Below are 15,821 nucleotides of genomic sequence, written 5' to 3' on the forward strand. Positions count from 1 at the left end.
ATGAGCACCGACACCACGACGGCAGGGCAGTACGCCGACACCGCAGGGCGAGCCGTGCTGGAGACGATCCGCGCCTACGGCGTGACCGCGATCTTCGGCATCCCCGGCACCCACAACCTCGAGCTCTACCGGCCGCTCGCCGACCTCGGCATCCGCGCGGTCACGAACCGCCACGAGCAGGGGTCGGGCTACGGGGCCGACGGTTGGGCGCAGCAGACCGGCCTCCCCGGCGTCGTCATCACGACCTCGGGCCCCGGACTGCAGAACGCCATGAGTGCGATCGGCACGGCGTTCTGCGAATCACGGCCGCTCATCGTCCTCTCACCGGGGGTGCCCCTCGGTGCGGAGTTCGCCGACGTGGGCACCCTGCACGAGACGAAGGACGCCACGGCCATGGTCGGCGCGATCGCCGAGTGGTCTCGTCGCGTGACGAGCGCCGCCGAGGCGGTCGAGGCCGTCCATGATGCGTTCGCACTGTTCCGCACCGGTCGTCCCCGTCCTGTGCACATCGAGATCCCGCTCGACGTGCTGGAGGCTCCGGCCGACGTCTCCGCCGAGGCGCGGCGACCGCGCCCGGTGCCGACCCGGGTCTCCGGGGAGCCGACCGCGCTCGCCGAGGCGGCCCGTCTCCTGGCCGCCGCGAAGACGCCCGTGATCGTCGCCGGTGGGGGAGCGGTGGATGCCGCGCACGAGGTCACGACCTTCGCCGAGCGACTCGGTGCCCCGGTGCTGACCACGCTGAACGGCAAGGGTGTGGTCGATGAACGGCACGCGCTCTCGCTCGGTTCGAACCTGCGGCTCGCCGCGGCCCGTGCGGTCGCGGAAGACGCCGACGTGCTGCTCGTGGTCGGCTCGAAACTCGGTGAGGCCGAGCTGTGGGCGCCGCGACTCGAAGCCCGTGGAACCGTGATCCGCATCGACATCTCACCGGCGCAGCGCGACAAGAACCTCGCCGCGACCGTCGGGATCACGGGCGATGCGGCCGCCGTCCTGGAGGCGCTGCTGCCGTCCCTCTCCGCCGAGACCCGCGCGCCGCGCGACCTCACGGCCGAACGTGCGGCGATCGACGTCGAGATGCGGGAGACCGCACCCGAGACGGTCGCCCTCGCCGAGATCATCGCCGACGCCCTGCCCGACGACGCGGTCGTCGCGGGCGACTCGTCCCAGATCGTCTACATGGCGCTGGGCAGCGTGCTGCGGGCGGCCCATCCCCACTCCCTGCTCTACACCCCCACCTACGCGACCCTCGGCTACGGCCTGCCCGCGGCGATCGGCGCACGGGTCGCGCAGACCGAGCACCCGGTCGTGACCGTGATCGGCGACGGCGCCCTGATGTTCTGCGTGAACGAGCTGGTCACCGCGGTCGAGCAGCGCCTCGATGTCACGGTCGTGTGCGTCGACAACGGCGGGTATGCCGAGATCCGGCAGAACGAGGTCGATCGCGGCATGGCCCCGATCGGCGTCGACCTGGTGCAGCCGGACTGGGCGGCGCTCGCGACGGCCTTCGGAGCGACCGGCCGCCGCGTGGAACGGCGCGACGACATCGCGTCGAGCATCCGCGCCGCGATCACCGCCGGGGGCGTGCAGCTGGTGCACATCCCGCAGCATGCCCTCTGAGCCCCACTGACCCTCCAGATCACCCCGACGAACAGGAACGAGCAATGACCGAGAACGTGGGCCCCATCGACGCGTCCGTGAACCCCCGCTACTCCGGCATCGCGACCTTCGCGCGCCTGCCGCGCATCGAAGACGTGCCCCGTGCCGACATCGCGGTCGTCGGCATCCCCTTCGACTCCGGCGTCAGCTACCGGCCGGGCACGCGGTTCGGTCCTTCGCACGTGCGCGAGTCGTCGCGCCTGCTGCGGCCGTACAACCCCGCGCAGGATGTGTCGCCGTTCGCCATCGCGCAGGTCGTGGATGCCGGTGACATCCCGGTCAACCCGTTCGATCTGACCGAGGCCGTGACCGAGGTCGAGCGTGCGGCGCTGGCCCTCGGCGAGCAGGTGCAGCGTATCGTCACGATCGGCGGCGATCACACGGTGGCGCTGCCACTGTTGAGGGCGGTCGCCGCGAAGCACGGTCCGGTCGCGGTCCTGCATTTCGACGCCCACCTCGACACGTGGGACACCTACTTCGGGGCTCCCATCACGCACGGCACCCCCTTCCGCCGGGCGAGCGAGGAGGGACTGATCGACCTCACCGCCAGCTGCCACGTCGGCACCCGCGGCCCCCTGTACTCGAAGCAGGACCTCGAGGACGACGAGCGCCTGGGCTTCTCGATCGTGTCGAGCGAGTACATCGAGGAGCACGGGGTCGAGGCCGGCATCGCCCGCATCCTGCAGCGCATCGGCGACAAGCCGCTGTACGTGTCGATCGACATCGACGTGCTCGACCCCGCTCACGCACCCGGTACCGGCACCCCGGAGGCCGGTGGGCTCACCAGTCGCGAGCTGCTGCGGATCCTGCGCGCTCTGAAATCGCAGAACATCGTCGGGGCGGACGTGGTCGAGGTCTCGCCCGCCTACGATCACGCGCAGATGACCGGCATCGCCGCGAGCCACGTGGTCTACGAGCTCGTGACGCTGCTGGCCGCCCGCCTCGCCGCCTGACGTCGCAGCTCCTGCCGCTCGCATCCGTCCCGCCGGTTCCGGCCGCGCCGCACGCGGCCCGCCGGTTCCGGTCGCAGTTCCTGCCGCGCCGCACGCGTCCCGCTGGTTCCGGTCGCAGTTCCTGCCGCGCCGCACGCCGCCGGGCGGCAACAACTGCGACCGGAACCTCCCGGATGCGGAACCTCCCGGATGCGGAACCTCCCGGATGCGGAACCTCCCGGATGCGGAACCTCCCGGATGCGACACCTCCCGGAGGCGACACCTCACGTGTACGACGCGGCGAGCATCTCGGCGAACAGCTCCTCGGGGTCGCACTCCACCCGGCGGCGGGTGAACCAGTCGCAGATGTTCACGCAGTCGCGGTGCAGCAGGTCGAGCCCCTGCGGGTTCGCGATGATGTCGACGATCTGCGGCAGGTCGATCACGCGCACCCGCCCGTCGTGCACGAGCAGGTTGTAGGCCGAGAGGTCGCCGTGGGCGAAGCCGGCTGCGGCGAAGATCCGCATCAGGTCGACCACCTGCGCGTAGTAGCCCTGCAGCTCGGCGCGGTCGGCGCGCACCTGGGCCAGGCGGGGCGCGGCCGTGCCGTCGGCGTCGCCGAGGAACTCCATCAGTACCTCGGTGCCGTTCACCTGCACGGGATAGGGCACCGGGGCGCCGAGCTCCCACATGCGGCAGAGGGCCTCGAACTCGGCGAAGGACCACTGCGCGGCGGCCACCTCGCGACCGTGGTCGGACTTCTTGGCGAGGGCCCGTGCATCACGGGTGTTCCGTGTGCTGCGGCCCTCGGTGTAGACGGATGACCGGTGGAAGCTGCGGTGTTCTGCGCTGCGGTAGCGCTTCGCCGCGAGCAGCGTGTGCTGCGAGGGATCGCCCGGCACCGCGCGTTCGAGCAGGAACACGTCGGCCTCCTTGCCGGTCTTGAGGATGCCGCGCTCGGTGTCGAGTGCGCCCGCCGAGGTCACGACCCATGCGGGCCACGGCTCGGGGCCGCGTTCGGAGGGGGTGATCGCCGGCCACGTGGACCAGCGCTGGCCCTCGCCAGGATCGACGTCGGCGAAGGAGAGCTCGGTTTCGAGGGCGTCAAAGGCGGCGGGATCGAACGTGGTGGGATCGAACGCGGTGGAATCGAGCGGGGATGCGTCGAAGGACGCGGCTTCCGAGGAAGCGAAGAGATCAGACACGATGTGGCTCCGGGAGCAGGAGGCCACACCACGATCAGGAGCGGGCGGCCTCGAAGGGAAGATGGTCGGCGGAGAGCGCGACAAAGACGGTGTTCATGTCCTCGGCTCCTTCCGCTCGGGCTTCCCGGGCTCGTCCCGGTGCGTCGTCGAGCCTAGGGCGTTCGCGGCGGGCTTGTCCAGACCCGCGGACGTTCGCCCCGTCGGTAGTTCCGTCGAGGGTTCGGCCCGACGCGCCCGGACGAATGGTCGGGTGCCGCGGACGACCGGTCGGGCGACGCCGTCCCGATCCTGCGAACGTGGAACCATGACCACGACCGCCCCCGTTCCCACCCTGCCGTCCTCCGCAGCGTCCCGTATCCGCTACGGCGGGCTCATCGTGCTGATGCTGATGGGCTTCCTGCTGGTCACGGCCGAGTTCCTGCCCAACGGCGTGCTCACCGAGATGGCCGACGGGCTCGGGGTCACCCCGGGTCAAGCCGGACAGACCGTGACCGTGACCGCGCTGGTCGGACTCGTGGTCGCGCCGACTGTCGGACTCATCTTCCCGCGCCTCGACCGTCGGTCGCTGCTGGTATGGATGGCGCTCGCCGCCGCGGTGTCGAACCTCATCGTGGCGATCTCGCCGAATCTGATCATCGTGCTGCTGGCGCGCTTCCTGCTCGGGGCGGCGATCAGCGCGTTCTGGGCGATGTCGATCACGGTCGCCGCACGTCTCGCGGGACCGGCGAACCTCGGCCGCGGTGTGATGTTCACCTCGGCCGGCGTCTCGCTGGCGACCGTGGCCGGCGTACCGCTGGGCGTCATGCTGAGCGAGCTCGTCGACTGGCGAATGGTCTTCGCCATCGCGGGTGTGCTGATGGTCGTGCTCGCGGTCGTCCTGCGGTTCGCGCTGCCGTCGGTGCCGGCGGAACGGGCATCGAGCCTGCGTCTGCTCGTCGACACCCTGCGCCGTCCCGGCATCGGTCTCGGCATGGTCGGGCACGTGCTCGTCGTGCTCGGGCACTTCCTCGCCTACACATACGTGCGTCTCGCGCTGGAGCGCATCCCGGAGGTCGACGCCTCGACCATCGTCGTGCTGCTCGCGCTGTTCGGCGTCGGCGGACTGCTCGGCAACATCACGATCGGCCTCGTCATCGACCGCACGTTCGCCTTCTTCGCGGTGTTCGCGCCGCTGGTGATCGCAGTGTCCGTCATCTCGATGATCCTGTTCTCGGGGTCGGTCATCGGCGTCGGCATCGTCGTGCTGGTGTGGGGCTTCTTCTTCTCGTCCTGGCTGATCGTCGCCAACACCTGGGTCGGGCACCGCATGCCCGATCGGCTCGAAGCCGGCGGCAGCCTCGTCGTGGTGGGCTTCCAGGGGGCGATCACGCTCGCGGCCGGCATCGGCGGACTGCTCGTCGACACGCTGAACGTCGAACTGGTCTACGTGATCGGCGCCATCTCGCTGCTCGCGGGCGCGGTGCTCTTCGGCGCCTCGAACCGCGTCAGCAGCAGGGGCTGAGAGGGTTCGGGATCTTTCAGCCGGGGATCTTTCAGGCGGGGACAGGAGTGCGGTTCGCGAGCCGCCAGGCGGAGGGGGTCTGTCCGGTGCGGCGTCGGAACGCCCGACTGAACCCTTCATCCGAGGCGTAGCCGAGTTCGCGGGAGACATCCGAGACGCTCCGCCCCGCGTCGAGCATCCGCTTGGCTGCGTCGACGCGAACTTCGGTCACGTAGTCGGCGGGCGAGCGACCGACGGCGCTGCGGAACCGTTCGGCGAACGTGGAGCGCGACATGGCTCCGATGCCGGCGAGGCGCTCGACAGTCCAGTCGCGGCCGGGCTCCTCGCGGATGGCGTCGACGACCCGGTCGAGGAAGGGGTCGTTCGACAGCGACGGCCAGCCCGACGGTGCGCAGCCGTTCGCAGCCCAGGCGCGGATGACCGACAGCAGCACCGTCGTCGCCATCATGCGGCAGATGATGGGATCGCCCTGGCGGGCGGGCTTCAGGGTGTGGTCGATCACGCCCATGTTCAGGGCGAGGGCCGCGGCGGCCGGCTCCACTGTGTCGAACCCGGTGACGGTGAGGAAGGGCGGCAGCAGTGCGGGCAGCGGCGACGCCGCATCCGCGAGTTCGATATCGGCGATCATGAGGCTCGTGGTGCTCGCGGCCTCGAGGACGAACGCTGAGCGGCCGATGGTCAGGAAGGCGTCGCCCGCGACCAGCACGTCATGCCGGTTCTCCGGGGTGGAGGGGCGCGTCTTCGAGTCCGGGTCGACGTCGAGTCGGCAGCCGTCGCCGAGCGGAGGGTGCCCCAGGACTCCGCCCTCCACGACGTAGACCAGCGTGATGGCACCGGCAGGGATCGGCAGCAGCGCTCCCGCAGCGAGAGAGGTGCGCCGGCCGATGCCGACGCGGAGGTCGACGGCGCCGAGCACGTTCGAGAGCGCGTCCGCATCCACTGTCACCATGCCTTCGGCAACATCGCGAGGCGGTGAGCTATTCCACTGCCGGCGGGATCAACCGTTCGATTGATTCGAACGATATGTCCGGCGGATACGGTGGAGGGACCCCACCCGAGGAGTACCGTGTTCCGCACACCCGACCGTCTGTTCCGAGTTCTCGCGATCGCGGAGGCGATCACCTGGACGATCCTGATCGCCGCGATCATCGCCCGCGCCGTCGGCGCTCCGGGGATCGTGGTGACCGTGGGCGGTGGCATCCACGGGTTCGTGTTCCTGTCGTACGCGGCGACGGCGATCCTGGTCGCATTGAACCAGCGCTGGCACGTCGGCGTCGGCGTGCTCGCCGTGGCCAGTGCCATCGTCCCCTACGCGACGATCCCGATGGAGATCTGGCTGCATCGCACCGGTCGACTCACCGGCGACTGGCGCCTCGATGCGACGGACGACCCGCGGGATCGCCGCTGGTACGACCGACTGATGCGCTGGTTCCTGCAGCGGCCATGGGTGCTCGCGCTGTTGCTGGTCGTCGGCATCGTCGCGCTGTACGTCATCCTGCTGCTGATCGGCCCTCCGGGCGGCAAGTGAGTCCGTGCGGTCGCGCCGCCGCTGCGCTCAGGGAGTGACGACGACCGCGTTCTCCTCGTTGATCGCGGCCATCGTCGCCTCCGCATCCGCGGCGGTGCAGTCCACGATCACCGACAAGCCCACTCCGGTCTGAGTGAATGCGCGTGCGGCCATGAGCCAGGTGCGGCTGCCGTCCACGCCCACCACCTGGCGCATCTCGACGCCCCCGCTCCCACCGGCCATATAGCTGAACTCGCCGGTGGTCGCGAGCGCGGTGACCTCGCTGGTCGGAGTCTGCAGCAGCACACCGAGGATCGCATCGGATGACGCGCTGTCGTCCCCGGCGACCACGGGCACGTCGGTCGTGTACCCCTGCCAGAACCGTGCTGTGCAGGTGCCGTCGACCGTGCCGTAGGTCCAGCCGCCGTTGCCGTCGTCGGGTGAGACCGTCTTCCACCCGTCGTCGGCCATGAGCCCGTCGCCCCATTCGATGTAGGTGTCGTCGGCGAGATCGAGGCCTTCGGCGAAGGTCAGGGTCGAACCGGGCGCCTCGTCGACGGGTGCATCGGTCTCCGTGCTCGGCGAGATGGCGTCGGACGGCGATGTCGCGGGGATCTGCGCGTACAGGCATCCGCTCAGCGAGAGCACTCCCGTGACAGCGATCGCGGTGGCGGCCAGGCGCAGGGGGATGGAGGAGGTGCGCGTCATGCGGGCCAGCCTAGCCCTGCGCCCTGCGCCCTGCGCCCTGCGCCCGTCCTCGACTCCCGTGCCGTCCTCGACTCCCGCTCAGTGGGCGGTGGCGATGCCGATCGAGTCGTGCACGATCACCGCGGCGACCCGAGCGCCGGCCCCTGCCGCCACGATCAGCTGCTGCGGACCCGGTGCCGCGGCATCCCCTGCGGCATAGAGTCCCGGCACGTCGGTGCGACCGGAGCGGTCGGTGAGCAGGTGCCCGGCATCGTCCGTCGCCGGGATGATCCCGTCGAGGAAAGCCAGCGTGACGTCCCACTCGGGGCGCACGAAACCGCCGTCGACGCCGACCGCGGTGCCGTCGGCGAGGCGGATGGCTTCGAGCTGGCCTCGGTCGCCCACGAGCTCGGCGATGGGAGCCCGATGCACGGAGATCCCGACGGCTGCGAGGGCAGCCTCCTCGTCCGGTGTCACGGAGTCTGCGCCGTGGGTGAAGACGGCGAGGTTCTCGGTCCAACGGCCGATGAGTCGCGCGCGATCCGCGAGGTCCGCGGTCTCGCCGATGAGGGCGAGTCGGCGTCCCTGCAGCTCCCACGCATCGCAGGCGGCGCAGCTGAACAGACTCATGCCGTAGTAGCCGCGCAGGTTCGGGACATCCGGGAGCGTCTCGCGCAGACCGGTGGCCAGCAGCGTCGTGCGGGCGGTCACGGTCGCCTCGGTCTCGCGCCGTCCGATGTCCGCCGCGAACCCGCCGGCCGCGGGGCGGAGAGCGGCCACGCGGGTCCGTGATCTCACCTCGACGTTCGGGTAGGCCGCGAGCTCTGCCCTGGCGAGGCGACGCAGTTCTTGAGGCGGGATGCCGTCGCGGGTCAGGAATCCGTGCGATCGCAGCGTGGCCGCGTTGCGGGGACGATCGGCGTCGATCACGAGCACGCGCGCGAGGGCGCGGCCGAGGTTGAGCGCAGCGGAGAGGCCGGCGGGTCCGCCACCCACGATGAGCACGTCGTAGTCGGCGGGCTCGTCCGCTCTCGGTGTGAGTGATGTCATCCGCGTGGTCCTTCCGAGAAAGGGGCGGATCCATCGCTCGGCGTCTGCCGAGGCGACGCCGCCGGGCGGCCGGTAAGGCGCGCCTTACTTTCATCCTGCCACTGTTCGGCTGACCGGGTCGGTGCCCTCCGGCCCGACCTACCCGCGCCGCACGGGCTGCTGCAGTTCGGTGACCCAGTCGGACTGGTCTTCCGAGACGGCGCGCACGTACAGCTCGCGGCAGGGGGCGTCGTGGACCAGACCGCGGGCGAAGATCTCGGTGTGGATCGCCTGCCAGCTCTCGGCGATGCGATCCATCGAGCCGAGGTGGATGCCGCACACGGCGCCCGCCGCCGCCGGGAGCTCGATGATCTCGAACCCATCCTGTGCGGGGCCGGTGTAGGCGTATCCGGCGATGACCTGCAGGCCGTCGTCGAGCGTCTCGTACTCGGCGATCGGGGTGGACAGGGAGTGCTGGTCGCCGATGATCTCCGCCACCGCGTCGAACGCGGGTCCGACCACCCCCGCGACCGCCGGCTGATCGGCGACGATCGTGCGGATGGCCGCGAGGCGGACGGCGGGGAGGGGCTTGTCGACGATCTCGATCTGAGACATGTGATTCTCTCTTTCGATGAGGTGGAGGCGCCTCTCCACGTCGACGAGTCTCTCCGCGGCGATCCGATGCTCCTGCTCGACCTCTGCGCGACGGATCCGCAGCAGGGCGGCGATGCGCTCGGCATCGACACCCCGTTCGAGGATCGTCGAGATGTCGTCGAGCCCGAAACCCAGCTGGCGCAGGGCGACGATCCGATGCAGCCGTTCCAGCTGCGAGGGATCGTAGGAGCGGTAGCCGCTGAACTCGTCCACATGGGCGGGCACGAGCAGGCCGGCGGTGTCCCAATGCCGGAGCATCCGATGGGTCACCTGGCCGACCTGCGCGAAGGCTCCGATGGACAACATGTCTCAGTTCTCCCGTCTGCCACTGTGTCAGGGTCAAGTATCGCGTCAGGGGAGGGGCGGGCGCGGATGCGGTCTCTCCTGACGCCGCATTCTCCGGCTCCGGACCGCATTCCGATATATCGTTTTCAGCCGCTGATCTGGGCCTTTGAATGTCGGTGGTCCCTGGTTCAGTGAAGGCATGACGGCACTGGCGGATGCGACTCTCGAGCAGGTGGGGGCGCTCGCCGCGCTCACCGAGATGCTCGTCGAGGTCGAGCGCACGATCAGCAGTCTGCAGGCCGCGCGCGACGGCATCCTCGCAGTGGGCTCGCGGCTCGCGCTCGACGTCGCCGCGCAGGCGGAGCATCCCGATCATGGGGAGATGACGGCGCGCACCGTGGCCGCGGAGTTCGCCGCTGCCCTGCGCGTGAGCGACCGCACGGTGCAGCGCCGCATGGCGGATGCGGCGTGGGTCGTGGAGCGCTTCCCGCTGGTCTGGGAAGCGCAGGGCGCCGGGCGCATCAGTGCTGCGCACGCCCGGGCCGTGTGCGAGGCGGGCGAGCACCTCGACGACCCGATGAGTCGCGATGCCTACGCGACGCAGATGATCGCCTTCGCCGAGACCGAGGCTCCGGCGCGAGTGGGCCGGATGGCACGGCGGGTGGCCGAGCGGTTCCAGGCGCGATCGATGGCGGAGCGGCACCTCGACGCGAGGGAGAAGAGGGCCGTGTGGGTGAAAGACGTCGGGGATGGGATGACGCAGCTCGGCCTGCTCGGTCCATCGGCGCTCGTCCACGGCGTCTTCCAGCGGCTCACGCAGATGGCCACAGCCGTTCGCGAGCTCGAATCCCCGGAGGTCGACGCTCACGAGCCCGAGTCTCCGGAGCCGGACCGGCGCTCCATCGCGCAACGCCGCGCCGATCTCGCCCTCGACCTGCTCCTCACGGGCGCTCCGGCCGGCCACGACGCGCACGAGGGGCTTCTCGCGGCGATCCGCGGAACGGTGTCGGTCACCGTTCCCGTCACGACGCTGATCGGAGATGATGCGACGCCGGCCGAGCTCAACGGCCGCACCCCGATCGATCCCGCGACCGCCCGCCGTCTCGCCGGTGCGGCATCCGGGTGGGACCGGATCCTCACGCACCCGATCTCCGGAGCGCTCCTCGCAGTCGACCGCTATCGTCCCGGTGCGGAGCTGAGGCGACATCTGAGCGCCAGGGACCAGCGATGCCGATTCCCCGCGTGCGGGCACGCATCCGCCGATTGCGACATCGACCACCATCGCGATGCCGCGCTGGGGGGCTCCACCGACGAGTCGAACCTCGGCCACCTGTGCCGACGCCACCACGTGCTCAAACATCACTCGCCGTGGGCGGTCGAGTCTCTGGGGGCGGGGCTCTATGCCTGGACGAGCCCGACCGGCAAGGTCTACATCGACCGGCCACCGCCGCAGAACACGGTCACCTTCGTCGACGACCCGGTCGTGCCCCCGTTCTGAGCGAGGGGTGCCACCGGCGGGAACGTGCACGGGAGGGCCTCGGTTTAAAGTTGAGCCCGTTCATATCAAGTTCATTTGACACTCGAGCGACCTCTCGTTACACTTGAGTCATCGCGACTCAGGTTTTCCTGATCGCCGCAGATTTCCGAACCACAACGAACTTCCAACAAAGGAGAGAACACATGGCACGTGCTGTCGGTATCGACCTCGGAACCACCAACTCCGTCGTCAGCGTCCTCGAGGGTGGCGAGCCCAAGGTCATCGCCAACGCCGAGGGCTTCCGCACGACCCCCTCGGTCGTGGCCTTCACCAAGGACGGGGAGGTGCTCGTCGGTGAGACCGCGAAGCGCCAGGCCGTCACCAACGTCGACCGGACGATCGCTTCCGTCAAGCGCCACATGGGCACCGACTGGAGCTTCGACGTCGACGGCAAGAAGTGGACGCCGCAGGAGATCTCCGCGCGCATCCTCATGAAGCTCAAGCGCGACGCCGAGGCGTACCTGGGCGACACGGTGACCGACGCGGTCATCACCGTCCCCGCGTACTTCAACGACGCCGAGCGTCAGGCCACCAAGGAGGCCGGCGAGATCTCGGGCCTCAACGTCCTGCGCATCATCAACGAGCCGACCGCGGCCGCGCTGGCCTACGGCCTCGACAAGGGCAAGGAAGACGAGCTCATCCTGGTCTTCGACCTGGGTGGCGGAACGTTCGACGTCTCGCTGCTCGAAGTGGGCAAGGACGACGACTTCTCCACGATCCAGGTGCGCGCCACCGCCGGCGACAACCGCCTCGGTGGAGACGACTGGGACCAGCGTCTCGTCGACTACCTGATCAAGCAGTTCAAGGAGACCACGGGCGTCGACGTCTCGGGTGACAAGATCGCCCTGCAGCGCCTCAAGGAGGCCGCGGAGCAGGCGAAGAAGGAACTCTCCTCCTCCACGTCGACCAGCATCAACCTGCCGTACCTGTCGCTGACCGACTCCGGCCCGGTGTCGCTGTCCGAGACCATCACCCGCGCGAAGTTCGAGGACCTCACGAAGGACCTGCTCGACCGCACCAAGAAGCCGTTCGAGGACGTCATCCGCGAAGCCGGCATCAAGGTGTCCGAGATCGACCACATCGTGCTCGTGGGTGGATCGACGCGTATGCCTGCGGTCGCCGAGCTCGTCAAGCGCGAGACCGGCAAGGACGCGAACAAGGGCGTCAACCCGGACGAGGTCGTCGCCGTCGGCGCGGCTCTCCAGGCCGGTGTCCTCAAGGGTGAGCGCAAGGACGTTCTCCTCATCGACGTCACCCCGCTGAGCCTCGGCATCGAGACCAAGGGCGGCATGATGACCAAGCTCATCGAGCGCAACACGGCCATCCCGACCAAGCGCAGCGAGACCTTCACCACGGCAGACGACAACCAGCCGTCCGTCGCGATCCAGGTCTTCCAGGGAGAGCGTGACTTCACGCGCGACAACAAGCCGCTCGGCACGTTCGAGCTGACGGGTATCGCACCGGCGCCCCGTGGCATCCCGCAGATCGAGGTCACCTTCGACATCGACGCCAACGGCATCGTGCACGTGTCCGCCAAGGACAAGGGCACGGGTACCGAGAAGTCGATCGTCATCTCCGGCGGCTCGTCGCTGTCGAAGGAAGACATCGAGCGCATGGTGCGCGAGGCTGAGGAGCACGCAGCGGAGGACAAGGCGCGCCGTGAGGCCGCCGAGGTCCGCAACCAGGCCGAGACCCTCGCGTACTCGATCGACAAGCTGATCACCGAGAACGACGACAAGCTGCCCGAAGACGTGAAGACCGAGGTCAAGGCCGACGTCGACGCGCTCAAGACGGCGCTGGCCGGCGAAGACGACGAGGCTGTGAAGACCGCGTTCGACAAGCTCAACCAGTCGCAGTCCAAGCTCGGCGAGGCCATCTACGCCTCCTCGCAGGCGGATGCCGCTGCCGGCGCTTCGGCTGATGGCGAGGCCCCGACCGGTGACGCTCCCTCCTCCGATGAGGACGTCATCGATGCCGAGGTCGTCGACGATGAGGACGAGAAGAAGTAATCATGACGGACAAGAACTTCGACGAGAACCAGTTTCCTGAGTCCGCCGAAGGTCGCAGCGAGGGGTCGGATGCTCAGGCATCCGGCCCCGCGCCGCACCACCAGGACTCCCGTGAAGCGGCAGCCGCCGAGGGGTCGGACGAGACCCCCGTCGACGGTGCGCCGGACGACCTCACGGTCGACGACATCCTCGGCGCCACGCAGACCGGCGAGGCCGCGGCGGAAGACGCCGTGCTCGCCGACCTCGAATCCACACTGCTGAACGACCTCAAGCGCCTCCAGGCCGAGTACGCCAACTACCGTCGCCGCACCGAGGAGCAGCGCCAGGTCGAGAGCGAGCGCGCGAAGGGCGAGGCCGCCAAGGGTCTCATCCCCGTGCTCGACGACCTCGACCGCGCCGCCCAGCACGGCGATCTCGTGGAGGGGACTCCCTTCGCCGTGATCGCCGACAAGGTGCGGCTGGTCGTGGAGCGTCTCGGAGTGGTCGCGTACGGCGAGAAGGGCGAGGAATTCGACCCCCAGCGTCACGAGGCCATCTTCCAGCAGCCGACTCCCGGCGCCGAGAAGACCACCGTGCTGGAGGTCGTCGAGGTGGGCTACCGCCTCGGTGATGTCGAGCTGCGCCCCGCGAAGGTCGTCGTCGCCGTCCCGGAAGGGTAGGTGATCGATGGCCAGCCAGGATTGGTTCGACAAGGACTTCTACAAGACCCTCGGGGTCTCCAAGGACGTCAGCGATGCGGACCTGAAGAAGACGTATCGCAAGCTCGCGCGCAAGTATCACCCGGACTCCAATCAGGGTGATGCCAAGGCCGAGGCGAAGTTCAAGGAGATCAGCGAGGCCTACTCGGTGCTCTCCGACGCCGAACAGCGCAAGGAATACGACGAGATCCGCGCCATGGGCTCCGGCGCCCGCTTCACGGCGGGCGGCCAGGGCGCAGGCGGCTTCGAAGACGTGTTCAGCCGTTTCGGACAGCAGGGCCGCGGGCAGACCGCCGACTTCGAGGACATCTTCGCGATGTTCAACCAGGGGCAGGGCGCGAGCTTCGGCAACGGTCGCTTCGGCCAGCCGAGCGGCGGTTACCGCGGCTTCGGTGGTCCGCAGCGCGGTGCCGACGTCACGGCCCGCACCACGCTCGACTTCATCACCGCCGTGCAGGGCGAGACCATCTCGCTGCAGGGTGAAGACGGCAAGCCGTTCAAGGTGAAGATCCCTGCGGGTGTCGCCGACGGCCAGAAGATCCGTCTGCGAGGGCGCGGTCGTCCCTCGCCCGATGGCGGAGAGAGCGGCGACATCGTGGTGCAGATCGCGGTGCGCCCGCATCCGGTCTTCACCCGCGACGGTCTCAACCTGCGAGTCGTCGTCCCGGTGACGTTCACCGAGGCCACTCTCGGGGCGACCATCGAGGTGCCCACCCTCGGCGGCGACGTGGTGAAACTCCGCGTCGCACCCGGCACCCCCTCCGGGCGGGTGCTGCGGGTCAAGGGCCGCGGTGTCACCACCTCGAAGGGCACGGGCGACCTGCTCGCCGAGCTTCAGGTCGCGGTGCCCACGCACCTCGATGAGGCCGCACGCGAAGCGCTGGAGAAGTTCCAGGAACTCGAGCCCACGGAGAACCCGCGGGCCGAGCTGATGGCGAAGGCGCGGCGATGACCGGTCGTCGAAGCGGACACCGGGGGCGGAGGCGTTCATGATGAATGCCGACACCCCGGTGTTCGCGATCGCCGCCGCCGCCGAACTCTCCGGCCTCCATCCGCAGACCCTGCGGCAGTACGACCGCATCGGCCTCGTCGTCCCCGGGCGCACCTCGGGGGGCTCGCGCCGCTACTCGACACGCAACATCGAGCAGTTGCGCGAGGTCGCTCAGCTCTCCTCCGAAGGGGTGAGCCTTCCCGCGATCGCTCGTCTGCTCGACCTGGAAGACGAGAACAGGGCGCTGCGTAATCGCATCACCGTGCTCGAGAGCGCGCTGCGCACCGAGCGCGAGAGCCGTCCGGGCGTGCGCGTGTTCGCCGCCGGGTCCGCGGGCGTCGTGCCCATGCCGACCGGTCGCCGCCTTCGGCGCTCGACCGAGGTCGTGCTCTGGGACCCGCGCGGGAGCGCCTAGGTCACTGGCGATGGGTGGTGTGTATCCTGTCAACAGTTAACAGGAGGTCACCATGACGCAGACCGTCACGCGCGGAGAATCCCTCGGCGCCCAGGTGGCGCGGGTGCTCCGCCAGCGCATCGTGCGCGGCGAACTCGCCCCGGGCGCGCGCATCACCGAAGAAGCGCTCGCCGAGGAGTTCTCGGTCAGTCGGGGACCGGTGCGCGATGCCCTGACGCAGCTGAGCTTCGAGAAGCTCGTCGAGGTGCAACGTCCGCGTGGGGTCTACATCGTCGGACTCACCCGCGACGACGTCGATCAGCTGTACAGCCTGCGGGGCGCTCTCGAGCAGCTCGCCCTCTCTCGAGCGATGCGCGTCGACGACGACGAGCGCTGGGAGGCCATTTCCGCCGCCGTCGCGCGGATGGCCGAAGCCGCCGATGCCGGAGACCACGCGGCGTTCGTCACCGCCGACCTCGAGTTCCACTCGCAGATCTACGCGCTCGCCGATCACCCGCGCCTCGAGGGGGCGTGGAACCAGTACCTGCCGACGTTCACGGCGCTGCTCGAGGTCACGATCAACCATGACGAGGATCTCCATGAGTCGTCAGACGATCATGTGAAGCTGCTCGAGGTCATGCGCACCGGTACCCAGGAAGCTGCTGCCGAGGTGTTGAGCGCCCACCTCGACGGTGCACGCGAGCGCATGCTGCACGAGGTGGGCGGACGCTGACCG

Annotated in this window: 15 protein-coding genes; 10 read left to right on the plus strand and 5 right to left on the minus strand. The window is 69.3% G+C overall.

Annotated elements, in window-relative coordinates:
- Positions 1 to 1,617, plus strand: a complete 1,617-nt coding sequence (locus L687_RS41105; RefSeq protein ID WP_021201677.1) for a thiamine pyrophosphate-binding protein — start codon at positions 1 to 3, stop codon at positions 1,615 to 1,617.
- A gap of 44 nt (positions 1,618 to 1,661) precedes the next feature.
- A complete protein-coding gene (gene speB, locus L687_RS41110; protein WP_021201678.1) occupies positions 1,662 to 2,609 on the plus strand; it encodes an agmatinase in 948 nt (315 codons plus the stop codon).
- 263 nt (positions 2,610 to 2,872) lie between these two features.
- Here speB and L687_RS41115 read toward each other — a convergent pair whose 3' ends face one another.
- The gene (locus L687_RS41115; protein WP_021201679.1) at positions 2,873 to 3,793 is read right to left on the minus strand and encodes a serine protein kinase RIO; all 921 of its coding nucleotides are present in this window, start codon (positions 3,791 to 3,793) and stop codon (positions 2,873 to 2,875) included.
- Between the two features lie 304 nt (positions 3,794 to 4,097).
- On the opposite strand from L687_RS41115, the gene L687_RS41120 reads away from it, so the two are divergent.
- A complete protein-coding gene (locus tag L687_RS41120; protein ID WP_021201680.1) occupies positions 4,098 to 5,294 on the plus strand; it encodes an MFS transporter in 1,197 nt (398 codons plus the stop codon).
- 31 nt (positions 5,295 to 5,325) lie between these two features.
- Here L687_RS41120 and L687_RS42035 read toward each other — a convergent pair whose 3' ends face one another.
- Positions 5,326 to 6,243, minus strand: a complete 918-nt coding sequence (locus tag L687_RS42035) for a helix-turn-helix domain-containing protein (protein WP_021201681.1) — start codon at positions 6,241 to 6,243, stop codon at positions 5,326 to 5,328.
- Between the two features lie 117 nt (positions 6,244 to 6,360).
- Between L687_RS42035 and L687_RS41130 the strand changes: the two genes are divergently transcribed.
- Complete coding sequence (locus tag L687_RS41130; RefSeq protein WP_021201682.1) at positions 6,361 to 6,822, plus strand: DUF3817 domain-containing protein; 462 nt, start codon at positions 6,361 to 6,363, stop codon at positions 6,820 to 6,822.
- 27 nt (positions 6,823 to 6,849) lie between these two features.
- Here the strand turns inward: L687_RS41130 and L687_RS41135 are convergent, their stop codons facing one another.
- The 3 genes from L687_RS41135 to L687_RS41145 all read right to left on the minus strand — a co-directional run bounded on the left by L687_RS41135 (position 6,850) and on the right by L687_RS41145 (position 9,477).
- Positions 6,850 to 7,509 carry a hypothetical protein gene (locus L687_RS41135; RefSeq protein WP_021201683.1) on the minus strand — a complete coding sequence of 220 codons (660 nt, stop codon included), beginning with the start codon at positions 7,507 to 7,509 and terminating at the stop codon, positions 6,850 to 6,852.
- A gap of 78 nt (positions 7,510 to 7,587) precedes the next feature.
- The gene (locus tag L687_RS41140) at positions 7,588 to 8,538 is read right to left on the minus strand and encodes an NAD(P)/FAD-dependent oxidoreductase (protein WP_021201684.1); all 951 of its coding nucleotides are present in this window, start codon (positions 8,536 to 8,538) and stop codon (positions 7,588 to 7,590) included.
- 138 nt (positions 8,539 to 8,676) lie between these two features.
- On the minus strand, positions 8,677 to 9,477 hold the full coding sequence (locus L687_RS41145; protein ID WP_021201685.1) for a MerR family transcriptional regulator: 801 nt from the start codon (positions 9,475 to 9,477) through the stop codon (positions 8,677 to 8,679).
- 178 nt (positions 9,478 to 9,655) lie between these two features.
- On the opposite strand from L687_RS41145, the gene L687_RS41150 reads away from it, so the two are divergent.
- The 6 genes from L687_RS41150 (at position 9,656) to L687_RS41175 (ending at position 15,818) form a co-directional block, all read left to right on the plus strand.
- Entirely contained in the window at positions 9,656 to 10,954 is a 1,299-nt protein-coding gene (locus L687_RS41150; protein WP_021201686.1) for an HNH endonuclease signature motif containing protein, read from the plus strand.
- Between the two features lie 182 nt (positions 10,955 to 11,136).
- On the plus strand, positions 11,137 to 13,002 hold the full coding sequence (dnaK, locus tag L687_RS41155) for a molecular chaperone DnaK (RefSeq protein ID WP_021201687.1): 1,866 nt from the start codon (positions 11,137 to 11,139) through the stop codon (positions 13,000 to 13,002).
- 2 nt (positions 13,003 to 13,004) lie between these two features.
- Positions 13,005 to 13,661, plus strand: coding sequence for a nucleotide exchange factor GrpE (locus tag L687_RS41160; protein WP_021201688.1), 657 nt, complete (start codon positions 13,005 to 13,007; stop codon positions 13,659 to 13,661).
- Positions 13,662 to 13,668: 7 nt separating this feature from the next.
- Positions 13,669 to 14,652: a DnaJ C-terminal domain-containing protein gene (locus tag L687_RS41165; RefSeq protein ID WP_021201689.1), complete on the plus strand. Its 984-nt coding sequence runs from the start codon at positions 13,669 to 13,671 to the stop codon at positions 14,650 to 14,652.
- A gap of 40 nt (positions 14,653 to 14,692) precedes the next feature.
- Positions 14,693 to 15,106 carry a heat shock protein transcriptional repressor HspR gene (locus L687_RS41170; RefSeq protein ID WP_167256169.1) on the plus strand — a complete coding sequence of 138 codons (414 nt, stop codon included), beginning with the start codon at positions 14,693 to 14,695 and terminating at the stop codon, positions 15,104 to 15,106.
- A gap of 52 nt (positions 15,107 to 15,158) precedes the next feature.
- On the plus strand, positions 15,159 to 15,818 hold the full coding sequence (locus L687_RS41175) for a GntR family transcriptional regulator (RefSeq protein WP_021201691.1): 660 nt from the start codon (positions 15,159 to 15,161) through the stop codon (positions 15,816 to 15,818).
- The last annotated feature ends 3 nt before the right edge of the window (positions 15,819 to 15,821 follow it).

It is taken from the genome of Microbacterium maritypicum MF109 (genome assembly GCF_000455825.1).
Lineage (GTDB): Bacteria > Actinomycetota > Actinomycetes > Actinomycetales > Microbacteriaceae > Microbacterium > Microbacterium maritypicum_A.